Source organism: Streptomyces sp. NPDC030820 (genome assembly GCF_055572075.1).
The window spans coordinates 193244-216766 of the sequence record NZ_JBVIEB010000011.1 but is presented as its reverse complement, the minus strand read 5'-3'; the positions used below and the strand labels follow the sequence as shown (position 1 = coordinate 216766).

30 protein-coding genes and 1 pseudogene are annotated in these 23523 nt (G+C 70.1%); 29 read left to right on the top strand and 2 right to left on the bottom strand.

The window, feature by feature from the left end:
* Window positions 1-13 precede the first annotated feature (13 nt).
* The 14 genes from ACZ418_RS29240 to ACZ418_RS29175 all read left to right on the top strand — a co-directional run bounded on the left by ACZ418_RS29240 (window position 14) and on the right by ACZ418_RS29175 (window position 11991).
* Window positions 14-1531 (top strand): VirB4 family type IV secretion system protein, encoded by a 1518-nt coding sequence (locus ACZ418_RS29240; RefSeq protein WP_468368743.1) that lies wholly within the window; start codon window positions 14-16, stop codon window positions 1529-1531.
* 95 nt (window positions 1532-1626) lie between these two features.
* Window positions 1627-2061 (top strand): hypothetical protein, encoded by a 435-nt coding sequence (locus tag ACZ418_RS29235; protein ID WP_468368740.1) that lies wholly within the window; start codon window positions 1627-1629, stop codon window positions 2059-2061.
* Between the two features lie 338 nt (window positions 2062-2399).
* Window positions 2400-2879, top strand: a complete 480-nt coding sequence (locus ACZ418_RS29230; protein ID WP_468368738.1) for a hypothetical protein — start codon at window positions 2400-2402, stop codon at window positions 2877-2879.
* 14 nt (window positions 2880-2893) lie between these two features.
* Window positions 2894-3427, top strand: a complete 534-nt coding sequence (locus ACZ418_RS29225; RefSeq protein WP_468368735.1) for a hypothetical protein — start codon at window positions 2894-2896, stop codon at window positions 3425-3427.
* Window positions 3428-3518: 91 nt separating this feature from the next.
* Window positions 3519-4487, top strand: a complete 969-nt coding sequence (locus ACZ418_RS29220) for a DUF8094 domain-containing protein (protein ID WP_468368733.1) — start codon at window positions 3519-3521, stop codon at window positions 4485-4487.
* A 165-nt stretch (window positions 4488-4652) separates the two neighbouring features.
* Complete coding sequence (locus ACZ418_RS29215; protein WP_345576821.1) at window positions 4653-5036, top strand: hypothetical protein; 384 nt, start codon at window positions 4653-4655, stop codon at window positions 5034-5036.
* Window positions 5017-5634 carry a hypothetical protein gene (locus ACZ418_RS29210; protein ID WP_468368731.1) on the top strand — a complete coding sequence of 206 codons (618 nt, stop codon included), beginning with the start codon at window positions 5017-5019 and terminating at the stop codon, window positions 5632-5634. The genes ACZ418_RS29215 and ACZ418_RS29210 overlap by 20 nt, the downstream gene beginning before the upstream one ends.
* 43 nt (window positions 5635-5677) lie before the next feature.
* On the top strand, window positions 5678-6415 hold the full coding sequence (locus tag ACZ418_RS29205; RefSeq protein ID WP_468368947.1) for a glycosyltransferase family 2 protein: 738 nt from the start codon (window positions 5678-5680) through the stop codon (window positions 6413-6415).
* Window positions 6408-7517 carry a hypothetical protein gene (locus tag ACZ418_RS29200; RefSeq protein ID WP_345576823.1) on the top strand — a complete coding sequence of 370 codons (1110 nt, stop codon included), beginning with the start codon at window positions 6408-6410 and terminating at the stop codon, window positions 7515-7517. Before ACZ418_RS29205 ends, ACZ418_RS29200 begins: the two co-directional genes overlap by 8 nt.
* 32 nt (window positions 7518-7549) lie before the next feature.
* Window positions 7550-7999, top strand: coding sequence for a hypothetical protein (locus ACZ418_RS29195; protein ID WP_345576825.1), 450 nt, complete (start codon window positions 7550-7552; stop codon window positions 7997-7999).
* Window positions 7996-8340: a hypothetical protein gene (locus ACZ418_RS29190; protein ID WP_345576827.1), complete on the top strand. Its 345-nt coding sequence runs from the start codon at window positions 7996-7998 to the stop codon at window positions 8338-8340. The genes ACZ418_RS29195 and ACZ418_RS29190 overlap by 4 nt, the downstream gene beginning before the upstream one ends.
* Before the next feature lie 449 nt (window positions 8341-8789).
* The gene (locus tag ACZ418_RS29185) at window positions 8790-9287 is read left to right on the top strand and encodes a hypothetical protein (RefSeq protein ID WP_468368728.1); all 498 of its coding nucleotides are present in this window, start codon (window positions 8790-8792) and stop codon (window positions 9285-9287) included.
* A gap of 329 nt (window positions 9288-9616) precedes the next feature.
* Window positions 9617-11140: an ATP-dependent nuclease gene (locus ACZ418_RS29180; protein ID WP_345576831.1), complete on the top strand. Its 1524-nt coding sequence runs from the start codon at window positions 9617-9619 to the stop codon at window positions 11138-11140.
* Window positions 11137-11991: a hypothetical protein gene (locus ACZ418_RS29175; protein WP_345576833.1), complete on the top strand. Its 855-nt coding sequence runs from the start codon at window positions 11137-11139 to the stop codon at window positions 11989-11991. Before ACZ418_RS29180 ends, ACZ418_RS29175 begins: the two co-directional genes overlap by 4 nt.
* 85 nt (window positions 11992-12076) lie before the next feature.
* Here the strand turns inward: ACZ418_RS29175 and ACZ418_RS29170 are convergent.
* Window positions 12077-12169: pseudogene (locus ACZ418_RS29170) on the bottom strand (IS5 family transposase); the annotation flags it as partial.
* A 548-nt stretch (window positions 12170-12717) separates the two neighbouring features.
* Here ACZ418_RS29170 and ACZ418_RS29165 point away from each other — a divergent pair.
* The 10 genes from ACZ418_RS29165 to ACZ418_RS29120 all read left to right on the top strand — a co-directional run bounded on the left by ACZ418_RS29165 (window position 12718) and on the right by ACZ418_RS29120 (window position 18852).
* Window positions 12718-13158 carry a hypothetical protein gene (locus tag ACZ418_RS29165; RefSeq protein ID WP_468368725.1) on the top strand — a complete coding sequence of 147 codons (441 nt, stop codon included), beginning with the start codon at window positions 12718-12720 and terminating at the stop codon, window positions 13156-13158.
* Window positions 13155-13655: a hypothetical protein gene (locus ACZ418_RS29160; protein WP_468368722.1), complete on the top strand. Its 501-nt coding sequence runs from the start codon at window positions 13155-13157 to the stop codon at window positions 13653-13655. Before ACZ418_RS29165 ends, ACZ418_RS29160 begins: the two co-directional genes overlap by 4 nt.
* A gap of 14 nt (window positions 13656-13669) precedes the next feature.
* Window positions 13670-14362 carry a hypothetical protein gene (locus ACZ418_RS29155; protein WP_468368719.1) on the top strand — a complete coding sequence of 231 codons (693 nt, stop codon included), beginning with the start codon at window positions 13670-13672 and terminating at the stop codon, window positions 14360-14362.
* Window positions 14363-14390: 28 nt separating this feature from the next.
* Window positions 14391-15149, top strand: coding sequence for a hypothetical protein (locus tag ACZ418_RS29150; protein ID WP_468368716.1), 759 nt, complete (start codon window positions 14391-14393; stop codon window positions 15147-15149).
* Window positions 15146-15661 carry a hypothetical protein gene (locus ACZ418_RS29145; RefSeq protein WP_468368714.1) on the top strand — a complete coding sequence of 172 codons (516 nt, stop codon included), beginning with the start codon at window positions 15146-15148 and terminating at the stop codon, window positions 15659-15661. The genes ACZ418_RS29150 and ACZ418_RS29145 overlap by 4 nt, the downstream gene beginning before the upstream one ends.
* Window positions 15662-15809: 148 nt before the next feature.
* Complete coding sequence (locus ACZ418_RS29140) at window positions 15810-16220, top strand: hypothetical protein (RefSeq protein ID WP_345576841.1); 411 nt, start codon at window positions 15810-15812, stop codon at window positions 16218-16220.
* A gap of 264 nt (window positions 16221-16484) precedes the next feature.
* Window positions 16485-16868 (top strand): hypothetical protein, encoded by a 384-nt coding sequence (locus ACZ418_RS29135; protein ID WP_345576843.1) that lies wholly within the window; start codon window positions 16485-16487, stop codon window positions 16866-16868.
* A complete protein-coding gene (locus tag ACZ418_RS29130) occupies window positions 16865-17668 on the top strand; it encodes an SPDY domain-containing protein (protein ID WP_345576845.1) in 804 nt (267 codons plus the stop codon). Before ACZ418_RS29135 ends, ACZ418_RS29130 begins: the two co-directional genes overlap by 4 nt.
* A gap of 21 nt (window positions 17669-17689) precedes the next feature.
* The gene (locus tag ACZ418_RS29125; protein WP_345576847.1) at window positions 17690-18052 is read left to right on the top strand and encodes a hypothetical protein; all 363 of its coding nucleotides are present in this window, start codon (window positions 17690-17692) and stop codon (window positions 18050-18052) included.
* On the top strand, window positions 18049-18852 hold the full coding sequence (locus tag ACZ418_RS29120) for an SPDY domain-containing protein (RefSeq protein ID WP_345576849.1): 804 nt from the start codon (window positions 18049-18051) through the stop codon (window positions 18850-18852). The genes ACZ418_RS29125 and ACZ418_RS29120 overlap by 4 nt, the downstream gene beginning before the upstream one ends.
* A 200-nt stretch (window positions 18853-19052) precedes the next feature.
* Here ACZ418_RS29120 and ACZ418_RS29115 read toward each other — a convergent pair whose 3' ends face one another.
* Window positions 19053-19370, bottom strand: coding sequence for a hypothetical protein (locus tag ACZ418_RS29115; RefSeq protein ID WP_468368709.1), 318 nt, complete (start codon window positions 19368-19370; stop codon window positions 19053-19055).
* 157 nt (window positions 19371-19527) lie between these two features.
* On the opposite strand from ACZ418_RS29115, the gene ACZ418_RS29110 reads away from it, so the two are divergent.
* The 5 genes from ACZ418_RS29110 (at window position 19528) to ACZ418_RS29090 (ending at window position 23486) form a co-directional block, all read left to right on the top strand.
* Window positions 19528-19977, top strand: coding sequence for an SPDY domain-containing protein (locus ACZ418_RS29110; RefSeq protein ID WP_345576853.1), 450 nt, complete (start codon window positions 19528-19530; stop codon window positions 19975-19977).
* Window positions 19947-20216 carry a hypothetical protein gene (locus ACZ418_RS29105; protein WP_345576855.1) on the top strand — a complete coding sequence of 90 codons (270 nt, stop codon included), beginning with the start codon at window positions 19947-19949 and terminating at the stop codon, window positions 20214-20216. The genes ACZ418_RS29110 and ACZ418_RS29105 overlap by 31 nt, the downstream gene beginning before the upstream one ends.
* Before the next feature lie 33 nt (window positions 20217-20249).
* Window positions 20250-22040, top strand: a complete 1791-nt coding sequence (locus ACZ418_RS29100) for a type IV secretory system conjugative DNA transfer family protein (RefSeq protein WP_468368706.1) — start codon at window positions 20250-20252, stop codon at window positions 22038-22040.
* A complete protein-coding gene (locus tag ACZ418_RS29095) occupies window positions 22037-22459 on the top strand; it encodes an XF1762 family protein (RefSeq protein WP_468368704.1) in 423 nt (140 codons plus the stop codon). The genes ACZ418_RS29100 and ACZ418_RS29095 overlap by 4 nt, the downstream gene beginning before the upstream one ends.
* A gap of 187 nt (window positions 22460-22646) precedes the next feature.
* Window positions 22647-23486, top strand: coding sequence for a hypothetical protein (locus ACZ418_RS29090; RefSeq protein WP_468368701.1), 840 nt, complete (start codon window positions 22647-22649; stop codon window positions 23484-23486).
* Window positions 23487-23523 lie beyond the last annotated feature (37 nt).

Here is a 23523-nt window from a genome sequence, read left to right as displayed (position 1 = left end):
TCGAGGGCCCACGATGAACCACCGGCCCGCCCGCCGCGCCCGCCGCGCCTCCGCCAGCCCGCTGTTCACCCCGCACGGCACCGACCGCGCCGCCCGGCGCGCCGCCCGCAGGCAGCTCGCCGAAGCCGCCGCGAAGGCACGCGCCGAGACAGCCACCCATCCGGCCACCGGCCCGGCACCGGACGAGCACGCCACGCCTGCACCCGTCTATCCGCCCGGCGGGCGCCCCGGACGGGCGTCCGCCCGAGGAAACCGGCTGAAGCTGCCCGCCCACCGCATGACCACCGCCATCGCGGCGGGCGCCTATCCCTTCCTCGCCGAAGGGGGGCTCGGCGCGGAGGGCATCTACATCGGACGCGATGTCCACGCCGAAGCATCCTTTGTCTTCGACCCGTTCGCGCTGTACGGCAAGGTGGAGGGCTTCACCAACCCGAACGTGCTGCTGGCCGGCGTCATCGGCCAGGGCAAGAGCGCGCTCGCGAAGTCGTTCGCCCTGCGGTCCATCGCCTTCGGCTACCGCGTGTACGTCCCCTGCGACCCCAAGGGCGAGTGGACCCCGGTCGCCCAGGCTTTGGGCGGCACCTCCGTCGCCCTCGGCCCCGGGCTACCCGGCCGCCTCAATCCCCTGGACGCGGCCCCGCGCCCGGACAGCATCACCGAGGCCGACTGGGAAGGCGAGATCCGCAAACGGCGCCTGCTCCTGCTCGGGTCCCTGGCCCGGACCGTCCTGGGCCGGGACCTGCTGCCCATGGAGCACACCGCGCTCGACGTCGCTCTCGACGCCGCAGTCAACCGTGCGGCCGGCACCGGCCGCACGCCGCTGCTCGGCGACGTCGCCTCCGCCCTCAACAACCCGGCCCAGCTCGACGAGGCCGCCGGGACGATGTCCGGACACCTCGGCGAGGCCGCCCGCGACCTCGCCCACGCCATGCGCCGCCTCGTCCACGGCGACCTCGCCGGGATGTTCGACGCGCCCTCCACAGTCCGCTTCGACCCGCGTGCGCCGATGCTGACCATCGACCTGTCCCGGCTCGGCGGATCCGGCGACGACACCGCCCTCGTCCTCGCCATGACCTGCGCCTCCGCCTGGATGGAGTCCGCCCTGACCGACCCGCACGGCGGCCGGCGCTGGATCGTCTACGACGAGGCATGGCGCCTGATGCGCCACGTCGGCCTGCTGCAGCGCATGCAGGCCCAGTGGAAGCTCTCCCGCGGACTCGGCATCGCCAACCTCATGGTCATCCACAGGCTCAGCGACTTGCTCACCGCCGGCGACGCCGGATCACAGGGCCGGGCGCTCGCCGAGGGCCTCCTCGCCGACTGCTCCACCCGCATCATCTACCGGCAGGAAACCGACCAGCTCCACGCCGCTGCCTCCCTGCTCGGCCTGACCTCCGTCGAAGTCGACGCCATCGCCCACCTCAACCGCGGCCGTGGCCTGTGGAAGGTCGCCGGCAGGTCCTTCATCGTCCAACACCTGCTCCACAGTGACGAGTTGGCATTGTTCGACACCGACGCCCGCATGCACTGACCCTGGACGGCCTCGCCCACCGCACCGGAGACTCCTTGTCGCCACGCCCCTCCACACAGTCCGACGGCCCCGCTCCACCCTGCGACCTCTATCGCATGGCCCGCCGCGACGCCGAGACCTTCCTAGCCAACCACCCGCTGCCGGACCAGCCCACCCCTCTAGAGGACCTGACGCCGTACCTCCAGGCGCTCCCCGCGGCCAAGACACCTGCCGAGGTCAGCGCCATCACCCACCAGCTGGTCGCCGCCACCGCACCCATCCTCGACCACATCGCCAGCCACTTCATCGCCGTAGCCCTCTGGGCCGGCACCGAGCACCGGCACACGCCCCAGTCGGTGCGCCTGTTGCGCGAAGCGGCCCTGAGCATCCGAACCGCCCTGGCCAAGGTGGCCCAAGCCGACCTGGAGAACCTGCGCGCCCACTACGCGCCACCGACAGCAAACGCAGAACCGACACGCGCGACCGCGCCCACGGCCACCACCTCGCTGGGTCCCACCGCCCCACGGCACACGCCCGGGTCCCGCCGCTGACGTTGCTGCCCTGGCCGCCCCCTTCCGCCCCCAGGAGGAGCCACCTGTCATCACAGACTCACAGCACTTTCGCCACCGAACTCGCGGCGCACCTCCCTGGGCAGTGGCACCGCCGGTACACCGGATTCCCACCGCCCCAGGACCAGCCGCATGTCGCAGGCCAGGTCTGGGACTGCGGGCCGACCCACTCGGCCCTGCTCGACTGGGACCCGCCGACCGCCTTCCTCGACGGGCCAGCCGGCGAACAGCTCTGCGTGATACCGCGCCCCCGCTACCCCCGCCAGTACCTGGTAGCGTCGCTACGGCCCGACGGGTTCAAGCCGCACCACTTCCGCGGGATGGACGAGCCGAACGGCATCGCCGTCCCCGACGATCCGGTCCGTGCCGCCGCCCAGGTGGCCCGCCGTGTCCTGCCCCGCTACGCCGAAGCCCTGAACGCGGTACGGCGCAGCGCCCTCCGTCAGCCGGAGCCACCGCACCGACCCGCCGCGCCTGAGGTCACCGAGTCGCTCACGCTGATCTGGTACCCCGACGGCGTGGTGGGCGCCCCGTCCGCCAGCGTGCCCGCCGTGGCCCGCACCGTGCTGTACACCTGCTGCTTCCAGTACAGCCCGCACGAGGCGGCGTTCGTCCTGCCAGCCTCCTACAGCACCGGGGCCCGCGCCCTGCTGCTGCAGAGCGCGGTCCGGCAGCTCACCGCCCAAGGCATCGGCGTCAACTTCCGGCACGCCGCACCCACCCCATCCCGTCCGATCAGCACGGCAGCACCGACGCTGGGCGCACCGCCCGGCGCGAGGCAGCCGGCCGCCCGGCGGTAGAACCGGACCTCCCTGTGCGAACACCGTCGCTGTCCGATCCCGACCAGCGGATGCTGCTGCACGACATAGCCGACCGGATCAACACCGTGGCCGACCAGCTCCCGCTTCCTGACCAGGTCCAACCGGGCCCCGGACTCGGCGAGATTCTGGACGATGAGGTACGGCACCTGGCCCGGCTGCTGTGCTACCTGGCCGGCGAGAGCGCCTTCCGCCACCGGGCCGCTACCCGTTATGCGCACCAGGTGACGCCGTCCCAACGCCGCACCACGCTCGCCCTCGCGCGTGCTGCTGAGCCCGCCGGAGCCGCACTCGCCGCTTTGGGCGGCGCCGTCCACTGCCTCGGCGTTCTCGCCGATCTCAGTCATCGAAGTTCCGGCCGCGTCGGCAACCGGACCGTGACCTCCGCGCACCGGCAACTCGTGGCACACCTTGCCGAGAGCCGCGCGCACCTCGCCCGTGCCGCCAAGTGCCTGCGCACTGCCGCGGACGCCCAATCGATAGGGCCAGCTCCGTCACCGCCGACGGCCGCGCCAGCCCACACCCGCTGAATCACGATCCCCCCGGAGTTTCCCCATTCCCCTGCACACTTCTGTCCGCCGCACCACACTTCTGCTCACCGCCGCTGCTGTCGCGCTGACCGTGTCCGCCTGCTCCTCCTCCAGCGGCGCCCACGACGCCACTGCGGCCACCCCGCACCGCACCGCGCAGCCCACGCCGGCCGCCGAGCCGGCGCTCGCGAAGCAGGAGGCCCTGGCCCAGATCGCCCACTACTCAAAGATCAACAACACGGTCAACGCCACCGGCGACACCAAGCTCCTCGACACCGTCGAGGACGGACCGCTGTACGCGATGTCGTCCGCCGACCTCAAGGAGGAGGCGGCCCTGCCGAGGTCGGACCGCGAGCCGTACCGGCCGTGGTCGTACGACCTCGACGCAACGGATGTCTACATCCCGCGCATCACGCCAGGGCAACAGCGGTGGTTCGCCGCCGTGACCCTATCCGGCAGCAAGAAGCAGTACGCCCGCCTTCTGGTCCTAGCCGAGAACACGAAGACCAAGCGCTGGGAGATGGTCGCGGCCGTCGACCTCGACGACCCCGTGCAGCTGCCGAACATCATCCTCGACAAGGACGGCTACGCCACCGCGGTCGACGCGCCGGTCGGCGTGTTGCGGACGGCCATCGCGGACAACTTCGCCACCGGAGGCGAGAAGACGGGGAAGAAGGTCTTCATCCCGACCGAGGCATCCCGGCGGCAGACCAAGGTCCACGACCAGACGACCCGCAAGTTCGGCACACGCGGCACCACCCGCTTCTCCTCTACCGATACGGAGTTCCCTGATGCGTACGCGCTGAAGACGACTACCGGTGCGCTCGTGATCTTCTCCCACACGCACACGCAGCACGACGCCGTGGCCGCCCCGGGGCTTCAGATCGTGCCGGACAAGCTCGACCGCGCCTGGCTCAAAGCACCGGCCCCTGCCTTCACCTACACCTTCACCTGCTCCGACGTCGCCGCCGTCCCGGCCACGCCGAAGCCCTCCAGCCTGCTGGGCTACGGCTGCCGCCGGACGGACGCCAAGCCCACTGTCCCCGACTTCTCCCTCTAAGAGCCGGCGCTGCGAGATCCCGACTTCGAGCTGTACGACAACGTCGGACGCGACGGCGACCAGACCGCCGCCGCCCGCTACGGCATCGCCACGGACAACGACCTGCTGCGGTGGGCCAGGCGGGATGCCGAGCCGTTCCTGGCCCAGCACCCGCTGCCCGAGCAGATGCTGCCGGCGCCCGACCTCGGCCCCTATCTCCATGCCCTTGCCGCCGCCGAGACTCCCGCGCAGGCCAGTGCGGTCACCCAGCGCCTGCTGGATGCCGCTGCACCCGTGCTCGAAGCGGTGAGTGAGTACCTTGTGGCTGCCGCCCGGTGGCGGGGCCAGAACCGCGGAGCGGAGCTGGGCTCACCGCCCAAGATGCTGATGAGGGCGGCCAGCGACAGCCTGTCGGCGCTGGCCCTCGGCCATCAAGCGGATCTGGCGATCCTGCGCGCCGAGTACGACCCGACACCGCCGCCGCCCCGCCCGTTCCCGGGCCGCACTGAGCCCGGCCTCCCGCCCGCGCCGCCCGGCGCACCGCCCACCGGTGCGGCCCCGGGTCGCTGATCACAACCTCTGGAGGCTCCTTCTGTCGACCCGTTCCTTCATCGCCCGCCCCACCACCAGTGGCTATGACGGCATTTACGTCCAGCTCGACGGCCAGCCGAGCGCGAAGCTGCCCCTGCTCCTCGCCGCCTTCCAGTACCGCTTCGAAGGCGACGTCGAAGCCATGGTCCAACACCTCGTCGACGGCGTGGCCGTCGGCTGGGACGAGCTGGGCACCGACCTCCTCGCCGGCGCGCCACCACAGGTAGTCACGGCGCTGACCGGCGGCGAGCAGTGGCCCAGCCGCACCCTCGACCACCTCATCACCCCGGACGGCTCTCCGTCGGTCCGTATGACGGTCACGGAACGAACCGCCGCCGACCAGGACGTGCAGTGGGGCTATGTCCTGCGCTCCGAGGGCATCGAAGTGATCAGCGTGCCCCACGCCGACGCCGGTCCGATCATCGGCTGGGACACCGATCCCCGCACCCTCTTCAGCGATCATCCGGCTGACTGGCCCGCGCCCACGCCCACGCCGCTCGCCACCTCCACGCGCAGGGCCCCGCGGACCGCTTGGGCCGCGGCCTCGCCACGGCCCCGCACGGCCGCACGCCGCTAACCACTCGCCCCCGCACACCGGAGACCTCACCCTGTCCACCCCCCTGATCACGGTCGTCATCGCCACCCGCCTACGCGAGGACCGCCTCGGCTTCCTGACCACCATGCATCGCAGTCTCTGTCGGCAGACCGTGCCCTGGGAGGCTGTCCTCGCCCTCGACGGCGTCGGCCCCGACCGTCTGCCGGCAGCGCTCGCCAGCGATCCGCGCGTACGCACCCTGGCAGTGCCACGGCCCGTCGGCGCCGCCTGCGCCCGAAACCTCGCCCTCAACCTCGTCCGCACCCCGTACGTGAACTGGGCGGACGGCGACGACCTGTTCCCGGACCACGCAATGGCCGCCCGGCTCGGCGCCCTGGAGCAGGCGGGGGTGGGCTGGTGCGCCGGGTGGAGCGAGGACCTCCACCCCGACGGCACCACCACGCTCTGGCGGTGCCCGGCGCCGCCCGGTCGGCACGAGGCGGGGGATGTATGGACGTACTGGCGCTCACCGGCCGACACCATTCCGATCGGACCGACCACCATCCTGGCCCGCACCGAGCTGGTGCGCGCGGCCCCGATGGGCGGCCTTGTCCAGGGCGAGGACTACATGGCGGCTGTCGGCATCACCAGCCTCGCTTCCGGCATCCTGCTGCCACTTCCGGTCTACCGCTACCGCAAGCACCCCGGGCAGATGACCGCACAGCCGGGATATGACCAGTTGGAGAGCGCCGCCCGCGAGCACGCCTGGCAGTACGGCCGCAGCCTGCGCTCGCTCCTGCACCGTGAGGCCCTGCGTGGCTGACGCACAGATCACGCTCACCTACAGCCGGAATGTCGGCGTCGTCGCCATTGCGACCGGCGAGCAGTACAAGTCCGCGGAAAGCGCGTTGAACGATGCCGGTTTTCGCCGGGGCGAGGCCGGGGTGTACCAGCTGACCTACACGGACGAGGCGGCAGTCAGAGCCACCCTGGCCCACTTGGCCGAGCGTGCCGAGGCGCGGGGGATACAGGTGACGGCCAGCAGCCGGCGCTTCATCGGTGATACCGCCCAGGACATCGCCCGTTGCTTGCCCGGCCAGTGGGACACCCGGGTCGAGATCTACTCCCACCCGGTGTGGCAGGAAGACCTCGTGGCCTACCTGTGGGACTGCGGCGAACTCGCCCGCGTCGTACAGACCGACCGAATCCCCTACGCCGCCACTCTCACCGACCCCATCTCCGGCACCACCTTGCTCCTCGTCGAACGCCCCGGTCATCAACTGGGCTACCTCGTCGGCGCTTTCGCACCGGAGCCGTTCGGTGAGGGGTTCGACGATCCGCACGCTCCCCGCAGCATCACCGTGCCGCCGTTCCCCGGCCGCGCCGCGCAGGTGATCAGCCAGCGCTACCTGCCCGCCTACGACCGCGCCGTCCACGAGCGCCGGATCGCGCACGTGGCCGAGGCCCTCGACCTCATCCAGTCGGAGTGGGGCTCCTGGAATGAGTTGCCTGCCGCCACCCAGCCCGGCGGTGCCGTGCGCGTCGAACCCCCGGTGTTCACCACGGCCGCCGGCGAGTTCCTGGAAAGCGCGTGGCGGGAGTTCCTCACCGTCCTGGACCACGCCCCGGCGCTACTCGACCAGTGCCGTCCAGCGACCAGCGCGTGGCCGCAGGACGCCGAGGTGCTCGACCAGCTCGCCGTCGCGCTCCTCACCACGCTGCAGGTTCGCGAGGACCTGAACAGCGGCGTTCCGCTGTCTCCCGCCGAGCACCGAGCACAGACCCGGCCGGCCATCGAGACCTGGCTCGCCTACAGCCAGCAGTTTCTGCGCCAGGCCCGCGCTGCCTCCCCTCGCCCACGCCCCACTGTTGCCCTTCCCCAGCCGCCCCACCGGCTCACGCCCGGCCAGGCACGCCATCGCTGACCGGCACCCGATTCCTAAGGAGACCCACCTTCTTGGACCCTGGTACTCACTTCGCCTTCGGCACTCATCCCCAACACGGCTTCGTCGCCTCCTTCACCGCCACAATGCCCGCGCACCTGGCCCACTGGTTCCTCACCCGCGAGCAGTTCGAGCCCGTCCCCGATCGTCCCGGGCTCTACCGCCTCACCGAGCCCTACCGTGACGGTCCGCGCCGCACCCGCCAGGCCGTCCGTGATCTGCGGGCCCAGGGCTACTCGGTGTCCGCCGACATGGGCCTCGATCCGGACGCACCGGCCGCCGCACCGCGCCCGGTATGGCGCCACGCTGTCTCGGATCGTCGCGCCCGCATCGCACAGGCCGCGGCCATGCGCTCCCCCCAACGCCGTGCGGCGCCGACCACCACCGCACCGGTCGCGCGAGCCATCCCGCCGAAGCCCACCTATGCTCCGACCGTTCACCTGTCGGCTGGACGCTCCCGATGACACCCTGCGGTGAGACGATCCGCATCACCCGCGGACGGGGTGGCGAGGTCGAGGTCACCGGCACCATCGACGCGTTCGCGCGGGACATCCTGCTCCGAGCCGGGTTCCTCTTCCTGCCGGCCCTGCGCGGGCACTGGATACGGCTGCCGTTCGACCTCGGCCAGGGCTGGGAGAACGAGCACGCGGCCTGGGCAGCGGACATGCTCACCGCCGCCCGCTACCCGGTGCACCTCGACCCCGGTCTTCGCCCTCACCCACCCGGCCAGGAGGCGCCGGCCGCGCCCTCACGGCCGCCGGCCATGACTGCCGATGCACCGCCCAGCAGGCCGCCCCGCCGCTGAAACCTTCCGATGCAGGAGCTGCTCCAAGAGGTCATCGAGGCCCGCACCGCCGGCGAGGTCTCCGAGGCCCTGCTCACCGCCGCAGCAAGGCTACGAAGCCGGTCCCTTGGTCCGGTTGGAGCGCCTCCTTGATACGGCGGGCCGCTTCTCTTACAGCTGGACACCGTCCGCGGGCAGCAGCTCGACGCCCTTGGCTGGCAACTCACGTTCCTCACCCGCGAGGTGCACGACGCGGCCAAGGATCTCGCCGCCACGGTCGGCGTGCTGCCGCCATACCGCACCCCGGTACCACCGCGGATGCGGCCCCGCCCCGCCCTGAGCACCACACCTCCCCCAGCGCCGCCCCGTAGCACGGCCGTCACCCGCCGAGCGTAGGACCGCCTGCGGATTCGGCGGGCTGGCCCCTTTTCACCTTCACTCACACACGACCCGTTCAAGGAGATCGATCTATGGCTGTCCATACGAAGTGGACCGTCGAGCACGCCTGCGGCCACGAAATCGTCCATGACTTGTCCGACCGCGCCGCCGACCGGCGGGCCGGGTTCGCCCGCTGGCTCGGCGAACGGGACTGCACCGAATGCTGGAAGGCCACCCGCGGCAACGACACTGCCTCCAAGGAGGAGTGGCTTGCCGTCAAGCGGGCCGAGGAACAGCGGGCCGCCGCCGAGTGGGCCACCAAGTTCGGCATGCCCCCGTTGGAAGGGCCGGAACGCGCCGTGGACTGGGGTGAACGCTCCCGCCACCAACTCATGACTGCAGCCCACACCACGCTCGTTGTCGAAGGCCCCTGGGACGAGGCCGATTGGGCAGATCTGGAGGAGAAAGCCCGTACGGTCACACGGGCCGGGTGGTGGATCGATCAGCGCGACGCTGACGGTACTGACCTGCCCGAACTCCTCGACGCCGCCACCGAGCATGACCGTGGTACCGAGAACCCGTTTCGCTAGGAACTGACCGCGCCGAAGTAGTGAGCAGGGGACCTCGCGCGACCCGCCCGGTACTCGCCATCCATGATGATGGGGAACTGCCTTGTGCGTTTGATCCACACGCCATGACCGGCCTCATGGTCCGACGCCTCACCAACGAGACCACCATCTCCTGGCGCAACCCGACTCCAGACGTCAAACGTCACATAAGTGATGAAACACCAGGAAGAAACGACCCTTTATTTGCCGACCGGGTGGGCAGCACGTCGTCCGACTCAGGGTTTCTGTAGCTGGTCGCGGTCTTTGGATTACAGTGTGATCAAGGGTGAGCTGGGGGATGAGGGGGCGTCATGCAGTTCGTGGTGGTGGAAGGGCCACGGGATCTACCTGCGGAGTTCGACGGCGCCTTTCTGGTGCCGGACAACTGGAACGACTACGGCTTCGTGACGCTATACAAGTTGCGCATCAAGCGTCGCGGGAGTGTTTCGCAGACCGTTGGCGGTGTCCGTATCGGGCACGTTGAGATGGGGTCAGGTGGCCGTGGTGAGTTCAACGCCACGGAGAGTCGGCTGCCACGCCGATTCACTGCTCTCGACGAGGACTTCTTTAGCCTGGGCGTCGATGACCGGTACTACGAGGCGCTCAGCACGCTGACGGATGGCGAGAGAGTCAGCGTGCTGACTGCCCTGCGAGACATCGCATACGACTACAGCGACGACGTTGTGGACCGTGTGCGGGATCTGCGGGTCTTCAGAGACTCCCTAATGCGGGACGTCCGCCATCCTCGAGCGGAACTGGAGCGCCTGCACCTCATCGCTCGAGGCCGAGAGCGGGTCGTCACCTTCGAGTGGGACTATACGCCTCCCCGACCTCCCGATGCTGGCCATGAACCGCCCAAGTTGCAGTTCCGTGCCATCCCGGCGTCACTGCCGCCGAGCAACGTACACGCACTGATCGGCCGCAACGGAGTGGGCAAGACCAGCATGATGCGTGCGATGGCTGCCGGGGTAGCCTCGGGAAGTATCGAGGTCAGACAGCTCACGACGTCCCGATCTGCCCAGGTCACACCGAACGTGGTGCTGGTGTCCTTCAGCGCCTTCGATGAACTACTTCACCACCAGGACGCGCCTGCGGGGTTCGCGTACATCGGTCTGCGGGACGGCAGTGATCCGCAGCGCCTGAAGACGGGTGAGGACCTGTCCGAGGAATTCGCCAGCAGTCTTGCCACGGCCCGTATCGGTGCCCGGCGCAGCCGCTGGGAACAGATCATGGCTACGCTCCGGTATCCGGAGTCCGGCTTTCTGGACGACTACGAAGGCGACCTCGAAGCGCTGTTGTCCGAGGGATCTGACCGCCGGTTCGAAGCCGCCGCGAAGCAGCTCTTTGAGCCGATGAGCTCTGGCCACAAGATCGCTTTGCTGACCTTGACACGGCTAGTCCATGAGGTGACCGAGCGCACGGTTGTCTTCGTGGACGAGCCCGAAGCCCACCTTCAGCCACCCCTGCTCTCGGCGTTCATCCGCGCCCTGTCGGACTTCCTGTCCGACGTCAACGGGATGGCGGTCGTGGCTACGCACTCACCGGTCGTCCTGCAGGAGGTACCGCGGTCGTGCGTCTACACGCTGCGCCGCTACGGCGACGTGGTGAAAGCGGAGCGGCCCCAGATGGAGACCTACGGGGAGAACGTCAGCGCACTCACGCACGAGGCATTCGGCCTGGAGTCCGCCGCCACCGGCTTTTACGCGGCCTTGGCCAGGGAGGTTGACGCGGGGCGGAGCTACGAGGACATTGTGGCGGACTTCGAGTCCCTGGGCAGCGAAGCCCGCGGTCTGCTGCGTGTCCTCACCCTCCGCCGGGAGGGAAGCACCTCATGATTCCGATCGACCCTCCGGCCATGACGGTGAAAGACACACTGACCGCCGCCTGCAGACGCCTGCAGGACCCCGTCCTGAAGAAGCGGCTCCTGGCCCGCGAAGCAGACCTGTCCGCAGCCGAGAAGAAGTACACCTACTTCGCCGAGCAGGACCGGCTCTACGCACTTGCCATCTACGAGCGCGACGCCGAGAAGAAGACACCGGACCGTGACGGGGTACATCTGAAGACCCTCTACAGTGCAGGGCTGGTGGGGCGTCGCGACGGGAGAAGGAAGTACGACGAGCTCAAGGCCCGCGCACCGTTCGGGCGCTGCCTCCTGTGCGGCAACAGTGAGATCGGTTCGCTCGATCACCACCTGCCCAAGGAGGCACTGCCGCTGTACGCAATTTGTCCGGTCAACCTGGTGCCGGCCTGCGGCAAGTGCAACCAGATGAAAGGCGATCGGATCGGCATCACCGCTGGCCAGCGCACCCTGCATCCCTACTACGACCGCCCCGGCGAAACTGGCCGGTATCTCGTTGCGGACATCACGGGCTGGCCCGTGCAGTTCCACATCCAGGCCCTGCCCAACTGGGACGCTGAGCTCCGTGCCCGCGTGGAGTACCACTTCGACACATTCCAACTGGCTGACCGCTATGCCGAGTTCAGCGTGTCCGTGGTGACTGCGGACCAGTGGCTGCACCGGCAGATACGAAGCGAAGGAGGCATACCCGCCCTGACCGATCACCTATATGAGGCCGCTAAGCAGCACGCCCGTACACATGGGCCAAACGCCTGGGATACAGCCCTGCGCTACGGGCTAGCCAGCAGTGATTGGTACCTCCACCACGGCGTCGATGAAGCCCCTTAAGAGGTCGCTTTTCTCGGTGTTTCATCACTGCATGTGACGTTTGGCGTGTGGTGTCGGGTCGGGCCAAGAGATGGTGTCCGCTCCACAGCCCATCGTTTCGGAATTCGAAGCGCCAGGCCGACAGCACCGGCTCGATCAACTCCCAGCGAACATCGGACGGATCACTCGGATAAGGGCGTCACGTCGGGGTGTCTCCACGTACCGCCGCGGACTGACTTCGCCCCGGCGCACAGCCGCGACAACGGAAGCACTCGGCAGCGAAGGCCGGGCACCCTGGCGTGAGACAGGCACAAGCCACTTCCAGCCTCGCCTGTCACCCCACCTGATTAGCAGTAATCAACCCGCCCCTCAGCAGTAAGATCACCAGAACCCAGCGGTCTAACAATCCACTGGATACACGGGCAACTCAGGCGAAAACGACCTCTGGGTCTGGCCCAGTTAAGACCACCGGATGCTGCGGCCTCCAGGATGAACAGCGTCGCCACGATCCCTGCCAGAAATCGGTGACCGTCGCATTGCTACCCCCCAAGGTGATCCGACATGCGTTCTCCCCGGCGCTCTACCCACGTGACAGCGTCTACTGCGAGTGACTTTCCGCCAGAGCACGGCGCATACCGGCCTCCGGATCGGGGCGCAACATAGCCGCAGATCGCCGGTTAGCCAAACCGGTGATCCTGCGGACCATTGATCCTCCCGCCGCCACACGCACAGCGTGGAAGAATCCGCATGCTCCCACCATCCTGGACCCCGCCATCCACCCCGGCCTTCGCGCCGACACCCGATCCCCTCACGCCCTATCGGGACATCACTCATGGGCACTTCGAGGCCGGCGACCAAGTCGTGGTCGTCAAGGGTGTGTCGGGGGTCGAGTTGTGGGGGGATGCGATGCAGGTCGTCGCCTCGTCCTGGCACACCCCGACCGACGAGGACGGCTGGCGGCTACGCGATCCCAACGGCGGAGCGCAGACGTTCATCACCGCGCACCCCCGCTACCTCGTGCACCTCTCGCGCCGCTGCCCGGACTGCATGAGCTACCTGCGAGCCATGGCTGATCATCTGATGCCGAAGTACGCCGACCACGCCGACGCTGTTATCGACTGCGGCTGGTACACCACCACGGCCCTCGGCCAACTGGTCCACATCGCCGATGCCCGGGGCGGCCGGTGAGACTGCCTCTCCGCCGCCCCGGCCGCGCCCCCACACTGGCGCGCCCACGGACCCAGGCCACCAGGGACACATCGTTCCGGTTCTGGCCCGCACGCCTGGCAGCCGACCTGCTGCAACGGCTCGCATCTGAGGCCCACCGCATTAAGCAGGACCTGCGCCTCACCACCACCACGTCCGCATCCGACGACCGGCAGGGGGCCAGGGCCGTACCGACCGCTTCCGCTCAACTCGCCACCGTCCTCGCCCAGCTCGCCGACGAGCGGTCCGGTCCGCTGGCCACCGTGCGCGGCCTTATCGAGCACACCTCGCACCGCGCCTCTATCCAGCCAGGAACAGGCCCAGCGACTGCGCACCAACTGGAGCTGATCGCCCGCCGCCTCTACGGCATCCAGCAGGACCTCGATGACGCCGCTGCCCATCTGACCACCCGCTTCAAGCGGTCGACTGCAGCGCCAGTGGTACCGGCCGCACGAGCCTGTGCCCGGCACTCACCTTAGGAGAAACCCTTCCCTTGCCTCTGGCCGACCGCGCCCTGACCATCCGCCGCGACCCGCACTCCGAGGAAGTGCTTGGCCGCGGTGGCGATCCGGAAGCCCACAGCGTGCTTCAACGGGCCGGCTTCGTGCCCGTCCACCGCCTCCACGAGACCTACCACCGCGCTCCCGCCGGCCTGGCGCAGGACGAGGAGAACCGCCTGGCCACCGAAGCCGTGGCCCGGCTGCGGGCGGTCAGCTACCAGGTCGACTGCGACCCGTCCTTCGACACCGACCGCCGCCCCGCCCAGTACGAGCCGCTGGGTGCCTCGGTGGCCCAGCTCGCCGACCGGATCCGACAGGCGACCACCACAGAGGAGGTCGCTGAGATCCTGACCGAGCTGACTGGCCCCTGCGACGGCATCCTCGATGCCGTCGGTCAAGTCCTCACTGCTGCGGCTGAGTTCCACGACGATCTTGGCGCATCAACTGCCCCGTACACCGCGCGACGGCTGCGCTATCTCGCCGAGGAACGCCTCGCCGTCGTCCGCACCGACCTGGTGCACACGCGCAATGACCTCGCCGACCGGCATGCCTCGCACCCCGGCCGCGTCGCGTGCACCCAGGAGGTCCCTGCCGACGAACGCGAACGGTCCGCCATGTGTGCCTGCCCACCTCCGCCGCGCGCCATCCCGGTCCCCCCGCCCGTGGCCGCCGGACCGCGCCGCTGACACCACCCCCTCCCCCGCCAAGGACTCCATGCACCACCACGAAGACCCCGAGCGCCTCGCCTCCTTCGCGGACGTTCTCTCCGGTGAACTCCCCGGTACCTGGCGCAGCACCCACCACCCCGCCAAGGACGAGGAGGCTCTTGCCGAGCTGGCCGACCGCGTCTGGGATCTGGACCTCGTCGCCGAATCCCTCGCCGCGCACCCGTTGCGCCAGGCGGCCGTCCTGTCCCGTCCGGACGGTGCCCAGCTGGTCATTCTCGACCGGCACGACGAGCGCGACGGTTTCCTCATCGCCGCCGTTGCACCGCGCGGCCTGCCCGATGAGGCGTACGGCGGCGTGCCCGAGCCCAATGGCATCGCGGTGACCGACGATCCCTTCCTCGCCGCAGAACAGGTCGCCGGTGACCTGCTCGCCCGCTACGACACCGCCCTGGCCCGCGCCCGCCTCAACGCCATGGACGACATCGTGCCCTCGCAGCCGGACCGGGTCGTGCTGACCTGGCAGCCGGACGGCAGCCTCGCCGCCGCCCCGGTCGGGGATACAGCCGCGAACGTGCTGGCCGCCAACGGCTTCGTCAAGGACGAGCAGACCGGCGTGTACCGGCTCTCCGGCGACGACACCTACACGCAGGCGCGTGCCGTCCGCGCAACCGGCCAGCAGCTGCGTGCCCACGGCATTGGCACCGCACTCCAGCACCCCTCCGGCCGGATCGCCCCCACTGCCACGGCGCCGGTAGCCACGCCGGCCCCGACGGCGTCCCGGGCGTCGGCGGCCCGGACGCGATGAGCGAGGTCGAGCCCGACTTCGATGTCCTGGAGTACGTCACCATCGCCAAGGACGCGCGAAGCGGACTGGTCGTCGCCCTGGGCGGCACAGAGCAAGCCGCCGCTCTCCTGCAGCGAGCCGGCTTCCTCGATCACCCCGGCCCCCGCGGCACGTACCACCGTCTTCCCCATGGTCTTCCCGCCGCCGAACAGCGTCGGAAAGCCAGGGCCGCATCGCACGCCCTGCTGAGCGCCGGATGCAGCGTTCACCTCGACCCAGCTTTGAATGCCCTCGCCGTACCCGACGCCGGCCGGGAGGCCGCACTGCGGTACGTCGCTGAGCTGGCCCAACAGGGCACTCGTGCCTCAAGCGGCGAGGATAGGGCTGCCCTCCTGACCGAGATCGCCGCACCCGCCGAGGGACTTCTGCCGCTCATCCCGGCAGGCCATAGCGGTCGCCTGCTTCTGGTCCCTGCAGCCCGGCGCCAGTGGCGCAAACCTGGAACCGGCTGCGCAGCTCGGGAGCGTGGCTGATGCGCTCTCGCGGGCCGCCGACCAGATCTTCCGCGTCCGAAACGACGTCGCCCGCATGCCCGCCCAATCGGGGCAGGCCGTGAGGACGCACAGCCCAGCACAGCGTCCTGTCGCTGCCGTATCCCGCAACCGCTGAAACGGGAGGGTCATGGGCAACCGTGCCGACGAGTACGGCACCGACGTCGAGATCTACCGCAGATGGCTGAATCCCACCATCTACGTCGAGACGCCGACCGGCGCGCCCGCGAAGCTGCTCGACCAGCTCGACCAGCTGGGCTTCGAGCGACACCAGTTCCCCACCCCGGAGCCCGTCTACATCTGGCACGAGGTCCCCGCACACCTCGACAGCGCCGAGCAGCAGCGCCTGGCGACCCGCGCCATCCCCACCCTCCTGCTGGCCGGATACAAGGTCAACTGCACACCCGAGGTGTTCGACCAGGCCGCCTACCAGCAGGCACTGCACGACATCCGATCCGGCACCTCCCGTCAGACCACCCACCCGCCCGGCGGCCCTGCCGCCACCTCCCGGCGCCCCGCGCCCACCGGACGTACCCCGTAAACGCGGCGGGCCCCAGCCGGGGCCCGCCCTCACCCCCACCCGAAACAACCACTCGGAGAACCCGTAACTCCCCGCACACCCCCGCCGATGAGCCGGCGCCTCAGCCCCCGCTTGGCGACCGCCGTGTTCCGCCGCTACCTGCGCGCCTGCATACCGGCAGGGCCCGACCGCACCTGTCTCCTGGCCGGTGCGCGCCCCGAGGCCGCCCTCAGTGAAGCCCACCGGACCACCCGCCCGTAATCCCGATCTACCGCCTGGAGGAGCATGCCGCACCCGACACAGAACACCGCCCGACTGACCGCCGAGATCACCCAGCGGCTCGCACACCTTTCCCACGATCTGCACCAGCTGCCTGCCGACGAAGCCGTCCAGGTCATCGCGCGCATCGTCAACCCGGATGACGGCATCCTTGGCGCTTTCACCCAGCTCGTAGAAGCCGGGTCCCGCCTTGCCCGGCACCAGGCCGAACGCGGTGCGCTGCCGGCAGAAGTGTGGCTGTCCCTGGGCCGGGCCGCGAACGAGCTGTACAGCATCGGCCTGGACCTGGACGAACACAAGGACACTCTCGTCCAGTTCGGCACACGGACGGGCCTGGCAGCGAGCAAGCCTCCCGCCCCGGCCCCGCTGGTCGCCCGGCGGCGCCGGTGAGGAAGACCCAGTGGAAGGGCTGGGGGCCGGGCGAGCAGGCCGAGCAGCACTACCTCGTCGAGCCCCGGGCGCTGGCCGGCGGAGGCGACATCCGTCACGTCTCGGAGTTCCTGCGTGCCTCAGGCTGGCAGGACAGGTCCAAGATGGGCGGCCCTCTGGTCATGGAGAGCCCCGACCGTGCGGTCCGCCTCTCCTACGACCCCTACACCCAGCCCGGCGGCTGGACCATCCGCAGCGCGGCACAAGGCAACCAGGCCGAGTGGTGGGCGGTGATCGGCCGGCAGGCGCCGGTGGAGATCGTCGCGGGACTGACCGACGCTCTCACCCGCTCTCGCTCCGCGCACGCCCCCAACGTGTGGGCGCCCCTGCAAGAGCAGCACTGGCACACGCAGTTCGAGGGCCGGAACTACACGGCGGCCAGCCCCGACGGTACGGCGTGGATGCACTTCCGCCAGGACGGTGACGGCAACGCCCTGTGGTGGTCGGGTGCCCGGGACGAGCGCGGCAACGGCTGGACCGCCCAGTTCGCTCCCAGCACCCCCATGCACCTCGTCCAAGCCTTCTCCACCGCGATGGCCTCTCCCGAGCCGGTCATGCGCCCCCGCGGACGCGTCCCGCACAGCACGAAGATCCGGACCACCTCCGTGTCCGTCCTGCCCTCCCAGCTCAGCGCCTGGCAGCAGGCCCGCATCACCGCCGCCCGCGCCGGCACCTGGGCCCGCAACTCCGTCCGCAGCCCACGCCCCCGCACCACTCCCCGACCCCACGCCGGTGCCGGCGCATTCCGCGCCCGCCGCTGACCCGCACCACCAAGGAATTCTGTGCCCCACCTCACCCCGGACAGCGTCCACGCCGCCACCGAGACCCTCTCCCGCCTCACCGAATACCTACGCCAGGACCCGGACCCCGCTGAAGCCCTCGCCTTGGTCGAGCCGTTGCTGGACGAGTACACCGGCCTTCCCGTCCAGCTCGCCGACGCCCTGCGTGCCCTCGCCCGCATCGTGCAGACCCACCGCCCGGACACCCCGCTGGGCCATAAGGTCGACCTTCTGGTCCAGGAACTGCGCAGTGCCGCCTGGGAACAGACCGACCAGCACACTCTCCACTACGTCATCGACGACCTGCGCGCCTTGTACGCCTCCTCCGAGCCGACGCGCACGGTGGGGTGCGGCTCGTGCCGGTGAGCGGACAGCAGCTCGAAGAATTCGCCAGGAGGCACGCCTGGCGCATCCCGTTCGACACCAGTCCCCGTCACCTCGCCGGCCCCGGCGACGCCCGCCATGTCACCCACGGCCTGGCCTCCGCCGGATGGAAACGCACCTCCGACCCGCTCAGCCCCGAGATCGTCCTGAGCAGCCCGGATCACCGCTACCGCCTCGACTTCGTCCCGCAGTCCAGCACGTTCGCCTGGTGGCGGCTGTGGGCCGGATCCACCGACACCGAGCCGGGCTGGACCGCCACCTTCGGCGAACTCGTGCCCGCCGAGGTCCTCGCCGGCTTCACCGACGCCCTCGTCGCCCCCGCACCCACCGAACACAGCAGCCCGCTGGATGTGGTGGCCGCTGCGGGATGGCTCCTGGACGCACGCGGCGCGGCCAGCTCACCGGACGCTGCCTGCCGTCTCGAACGACGCTCCGACTCCCTCCCGTCCTGGCAGGTGGAGGTCCACGATCCCGACCGCGGGCGCCACGGCCCCCGGCTGTGGCACGCCTCCTTCGACAACCGCACGCCCGACCACCTGGTCAACGCCTTCCTCACCGCGCTCGTCAACCCCGCCCCGCTCCAGCGCGGGATGGGCGACCGCACCGCCCACCACAGCGCCGTTCAGACGCCCAGCCCGCTGAGGCCGGAGCAGATCGTCGAGGCACACACGGACCGTCTCAACAGCATCCGTGCCAAGGTCCGTGCTGCCCGCCGGCAGAACAGCAAACCCAGCACTTCCCCGGCGGCGCCCGCCGCCACGCGGCCGGCCGCCCGCCGCTGACCCCGCGAAAGGACACCCCTATCTCCCACCCGCACGCTCACCGTGGGTTCCTGGACCACCTCGACGGCTACATACACGAGGCCAAGAAGATCCTCGACGCCTGGAACGTCTACTCCGACGAGCACACCGACCTCGACGGCTGGCCGTACGACGACCACGCCTACGGGCTGCGCCAGCAACAGCGCGATGCCGACACCGCCTCAGCGTTCGAGAACCTGCGCGCAGGCGCCCAGCACCTGCTGGACACCGCCGACGCGCAACTGTCCCTGGTTCCCGCCGGCACCGCGCAGACTCGCTGGATCTACCAACTCGGCGTCCTGCGCGACGCGCTGGACCGCCTCAACACGTTGCACGAGGAATGGCTCCGTACCCGCGAAAGTCTCCCGGCCGACGGCAAGCCCGGGACGAACGTCTTCGACGCCGCCCTTGCCGAGCACCACGCCGAGTGCTGGAGCTACCTCGACGACTGGGCCACCCACGGTCACGTGATCAGTGAGATCAACACCGCTGCCCGGCACGCGCCGTCCCCGCTGGCTCCCCCGCCCACCACGCGACCAGCCCGGGCCACTGGCCGAACCGCGGCGGCACGGAGGTGACGGTGCACGACGGCCTTTCCCAGACGGTCGACATCGACTTCGTTGCTCCACGTCACCTGGCCGGCGGCGGTGATCCCGCATGGATCACCGTCCCCTGCACCGCGCCTGCGGCTGGAGCCACGGCCACGACCCCCTGATGCCGCGAGTCATCCTCTCCAGCCCCGACTATAAGGCCCTCCTGCGGCTGGAACCGGACCCCGACGGCCAGTGGTGGACGCTCCAGCACGCGCCCACCGAGGACCGGTACGCCTGGTACGCGAGCTTCGGCGCCCGCACCCCCGTCGAGATCATCGCGGCCTTCACCGACGCGCTCATCGATCCCACCACCGGCCGGGACAAAACCAACGACCCCCTGGCACCGCTCCTGGGCGCCGGGTGGTCGCCGTCCTACAATCTCCACCGGTTCGTCTCACCCGACGGCACCGTGCGGATCGACGTCCACGAGACGACAGGTACCTGGTGGATCGGCACCGTCCTGGACGACGCACGGCCCCCGGTGTGGCAGGCCCGCTTCGGCGAGCACACCTGATCGCCGCATTCACCACCGCGCTCACCGACCCGCACCCGGCAGCACGCACCGGCACGGTGCTCAGCCTCCCGACCCACAACCCGGATCTGGTCACCCACACCCGCCAGGAAGTACCGGCCCAGCAGGTCGCCTCCGCGCTGGAGGACCGCGTCCGCCAACTCGCCGCCCGACCCGCGGCCCCGGCAGCACCAACCGCCATCCCCCGACGCCCGTCCGCCGGTCCCAGCCGCACCCACTGATGCCCTTGTCCCCGCACCGAAGCACGTAGCCCTTTGCCTCCTACCTCCGTCAACAACTCCGACGGTTACGACATCGCCTTCCGTCTCCTGATGGGCGTCCTCGCCGTCCTCGTCCCCCTGTCCCACCTCGCCTGGCTGTCCGGCAACATCACCGCCTGCCTCACCGGGCACACCTGGGCGTCGTACCAGCCGACCACCGCCCTGCTCCACCCCGACAAGCTCTGGCCAACGGCCGGGAAAACGTCCCTGCTGATCAGTGCCCGCATCATCCCCGTCACCGTGCTCCTCGCACTCGGCGCAATGGCCGGACTGCTGTGGGCCCGGCACAAGAACAACGGCGGCGGCAGGAAGAAGAAGATCACCGGAATGGCCAAGCCGAAGGACATCGAACCTCTCATGGCCAAGGCGATCACCGACAAGGCGCGCTCACTGCGTCCGAGCCTGAAGACCGCGAAGCACATCGACGCCCGCGACACCGGCATCCTCCTCGGCAACCTCCAGGGCACCAGGCACGAGGTCCGCATGGGGTACGAGGACGTGGCCGTCGCCATCATGGCGCCGCGGTCGGGAAAGACCACCTCGCTGGCGATCCCGTCCATCCTCAACGCGCCGGGACCCGTCCTGCTGACCTCGAACAAGGCGGCCGGCGACGCCTACACCGCCACCCTCGACGCCCGCGCCACGGTGGGCCGGGTGTGGTCGATGGACCCACAGCAGATCGCGCACGCCGCCCGCGAGATGTGGTGGAACCCCCTCGCCGACGCCAAGACCCTGGACGGCGCCGGCCGCCTCGCCGGCCACTTCCTCGCCGCCTCCGTGGACGCCTCCCAGCAGGGCGACTTCTGGTCCAAGGCCGGATCCAACATCCTCAGCCAGCTCCTTCTCGCCGCCGCGCTCGATGACCGGCCGATCACCGACGTGATGCAGTGGCTGGCCTTCCCCGCCGACCGCACCCCGCTCGACATCCTGCGCGACCACAACTTCACCGCGGTCGCCTCCCAGCTCAAGGGCACCGTGGAAGGCCCGCCCGAGACCCGCGACGGCATCTACGAGACCGCCCGCCAGTACGCCGCCGCCCTCCTCAACAGCGAGATCGCCGCCTGGGTCACCCCGCAGAAGAACGTCCCCGAGTTCAAGCCCGCCGAGTTCGTCACCTCCACCGACACCCTGTACCTGCTGTCCAAGGACGGCGGCGGAGGCGCGTCGGCGCTGATCGCCGCGTGCGCGGACTCCGTGATGCGGGCCGCCACAGCTCAGGCCGAGCGCGCCGGCGGCCGGCTCGACCCGCCGATGCTGGCGATCCTGGACGAGGCCGCCAACGTCTGCAAGATCTCGGACCTGCCGGACCTGTACTCCCACCTCGGCTCACGCGGGATCATCCCGATCACCATCCTGCAGTCCTACCGCCAGGGCCAGAAGGTCTGGGGAGACGCGGGCATGGACGCGATGTGGTCGGCCGCGACCGTCAAGGTCATCGGCTCCGGTATCGACGACCCGGACTTCGCGGACAAGCTGTCCCGGCTGATCGGCGACCACGACGTCGAAACCACCTCCACCTCCACCTCCGAGTCCGGAAAATCGACGTCCGTGTCGATGCGGCAGGAGCGGATCCTGCCGGCCGACGCGATCCGCGCCCTGCCCAAGGGCACCGCCCTGGTCTTCGCCACCGGCATGCGCGCCGCGATGCTCGACCTGCGCCCCTGGTACGCCGAACCCGATGCCGGCGAACTGGCCGCCGCCTCGGCCCGCGCCTCGAAGGCGATCACCGAGCGTGCCGTCGCCAAACACGCCCCGCTCCAGTCGGATTACCGGCAGGCCGCATGAGCGAGTCCCGGCTGCACCTGGTGCCGGTCCGCTCCCGCGAGGCCAAGGACTTCGTCCGGACCTGGCACCGGCACCACGCGCCCCCGCTAGGACAGATCTTCGCCGTCGGAGCCGCCGACGAGGAAGGCACCCTGCGTGCCGTGGCGATCGTGGGCCGGCCCGTCGCCCGCCACCTCGATGATGGCACCACCCTGGAAGTGACCCGTACCGCCAGTGACGGGGCGCGCAACGCCAACTCGCTGTTGTACGGAGCGGCATGGCGAGCGGCGAAAGCCCTCGGATACCGGCGGTTGATCACTTACACACAGGACGGCGAGAGCGGCGCGTCCCTGCGCGGGGCCGGCTGGCACACCCCCCGCCGGCCCCGGACCGACCGCGGCAACGACCGCATCGCCCGGCTCTTGTGGGAAGCCCCCTGAACCCTTGCGACGGGGCCGGAGGCCGGCGGTCCACCACACCTGGCGCTCTTGAAATCCCTCGTCATGAACCGGAGTCGAGCCTGTCTGTGAGATCGCACAGCCGCCCGGCGGGCTCGCCGTGCCGGCGCCACTCCCCGACCAGCGTGCCGCCCGTCTGCGCTGACCCCGTCTACCTCCGCGACCTGTGATGACGACACCACCCGACCACAACCACACGCCCCTGTTCGACGTGGACGCGCCCGTGCCGCTGATGCCCGTGGAGCGGCTGCTGGCGCTTGCCGACCTGTACACCGAGCACAACGACCGGATCGACCTGCTGTTCGCCGGCCGCGCCCCTCATGAGCCGGGGGCTTCCGTGTCATCCGCCCGGCGTCTGGAACGCGAGGCCCTTGCCTCCATCACAGCGGTCCGGCAGCAGCGCCTGCCTGCCATCGAACCGGTGTCCAGCGCCGTCGTACGGCTTAAGCAGATCGCCTACCTGACCAGCGGGGCCACCCGCTACCTCACCGCCGCCCAGCAAGCTCTGCCCGAGGGCGATGCGGCGCACGCACCCCGCGATACCCGTCGCGGGCTCGGTCAGTACCTGCGGCTGGCCCGCGAACTCACCGCCCTCGCTCCCGCCGCCATCGTCGAGTCCGCCACGCATATTGCCGCCAGACTTCCCGACCGGGCGCGCAGCAGCACCACCGTCCCCGGCATGGACGCCGGCCATCGCGACGCCTTGCTCGAAGTCGCCCGTGGCCATGTCATCGTTACCGGGCAGTACGAGCAACGCGGCTACGGCCACACCGTGTCGGTGGGCATCGACGTGCTGCGCCACCTGGAAACTCAGGAACTGGTCACCCGCGAGCCCGCCTCCGCACCCCCCTTCTTCCCTGGCGGGCCGCTACGCGACCGCGTCCGCCTGACATCTCTCGGTCTTTCCGTCCTCAGCACGGTCATCGGCTCCCCCCTGCACATCCGCCTGTCCGCGGCCCGCCCTGTCTCCACCCCGGCTACGGCCACCACCGTCCGCGCACGCCGCTGACGGCGCCACACGCGCACACCGCCTGCCTTCCTGCCGC

Excerpts from the sequence above, each read along its gene's own strand:
- ACZ418_RS29240 (WP_468368743.1), top strand. The coding sequence starts at position 14 with ATGAACCACCGGCCCGCCCGCCGCGCCCGCCGCGCCTCCGCCAGCCCG.
- ACZ418_RS29235 (WP_468368740.1), top strand. The coding sequence starts at position 1,627 with ATGGCCCGCCGCGACGCCGAGACCTTCCTAGCCAACCACCCGCTGCCG.
- ACZ418_RS29230 (WP_468368738.1), top strand. The coding sequence starts at position 2,400 with ATGGACGAGCCGAACGGCATCGCCGTCCCCGACGATCCGGTCCGTGCC.
- ACZ418_RS29215 (WP_345576821.1), top strand. The coding sequence starts at position 4,653 with ATGCTGCCGGCGCCCGACCTCGGCCCCTATCTCCATGCCCTTGCCGCC.
- ACZ418_RS29190 (WP_345576827.1), top strand. The coding sequence starts at position 7,996 with ATGACACCCTGCGGTGAGACGATCCGCATCACCCGCGGACGGGGTGGC.
- ACZ418_RS29185 (WP_468368728.1), top strand. The coding sequence starts at position 8,790 with ATGGCTGTCCATACGAAGTGGACCGTCGAGCACGCCTGCGGCCACGAA.
- ACZ418_RS29180 (WP_345576831.1), top strand. The coding sequence starts at position 9,617 with ATGCAGTTCGTGGTGGTGGAAGGGCCACGGGATCTACCTGCGGAGTTC.
- ACZ418_RS29175 (WP_345576833.1), top strand. The coding sequence starts at position 11,137 with ATGATTCCGATCGACCCTCCGGCCATGACGGTGAAAGACACACTGACC.
- ACZ418_RS29165 (WP_468368725.1), top strand. The coding sequence starts at position 12,718 with ATGCTCCCACCATCCTGGACCCCGCCATCCACCCCGGCCTTCGCGCCG.
- ACZ418_RS29150 (WP_468368716.1), top strand. The coding sequence starts at position 14,391 with ATGCACCACCACGAAGACCCCGAGCGCCTCGCCTCCTTCGCGGACGTT.
- ACZ418_RS29145 (WP_468368714.1), top strand. The coding sequence starts at position 15,146 with ATGAGCGAGGTCGAGCCCGACTTCGATGTCCTGGAGTACGTCACCATC.
- ACZ418_RS29140 (WP_345576841.1), top strand. The coding sequence starts at position 15,810 with ATGGGCAACCGTGCCGACGAGTACGGCACCGACGTCGAGATCTACCGC.
- ACZ418_RS29135 (WP_345576843.1), top strand. The coding sequence starts at position 16,485 with ATGCCGCACCCGACACAGAACACCGCCCGACTGACCGCCGAGATCACC.
- ACZ418_RS29110 (WP_345576853.1), top strand. The coding sequence starts at position 19,528 with ATGGATCACCGTCCCCTGCACCGCGCCTGCGGCTGGAGCCACGGCCAC.
- ACZ418_RS29095 (WP_468368704.1), top strand. The coding sequence starts at position 22,037 with ATGAGCGAGTCCCGGCTGCACCTGGTGCCGGTCCGCTCCCGCGAGGCC.
- ACZ418_RS29090 (WP_468368701.1), top strand. The coding sequence starts at position 22,647 with ATGACGACACCACCCGACCACAACCACACGCCCCTGTTCGACGTGGAC.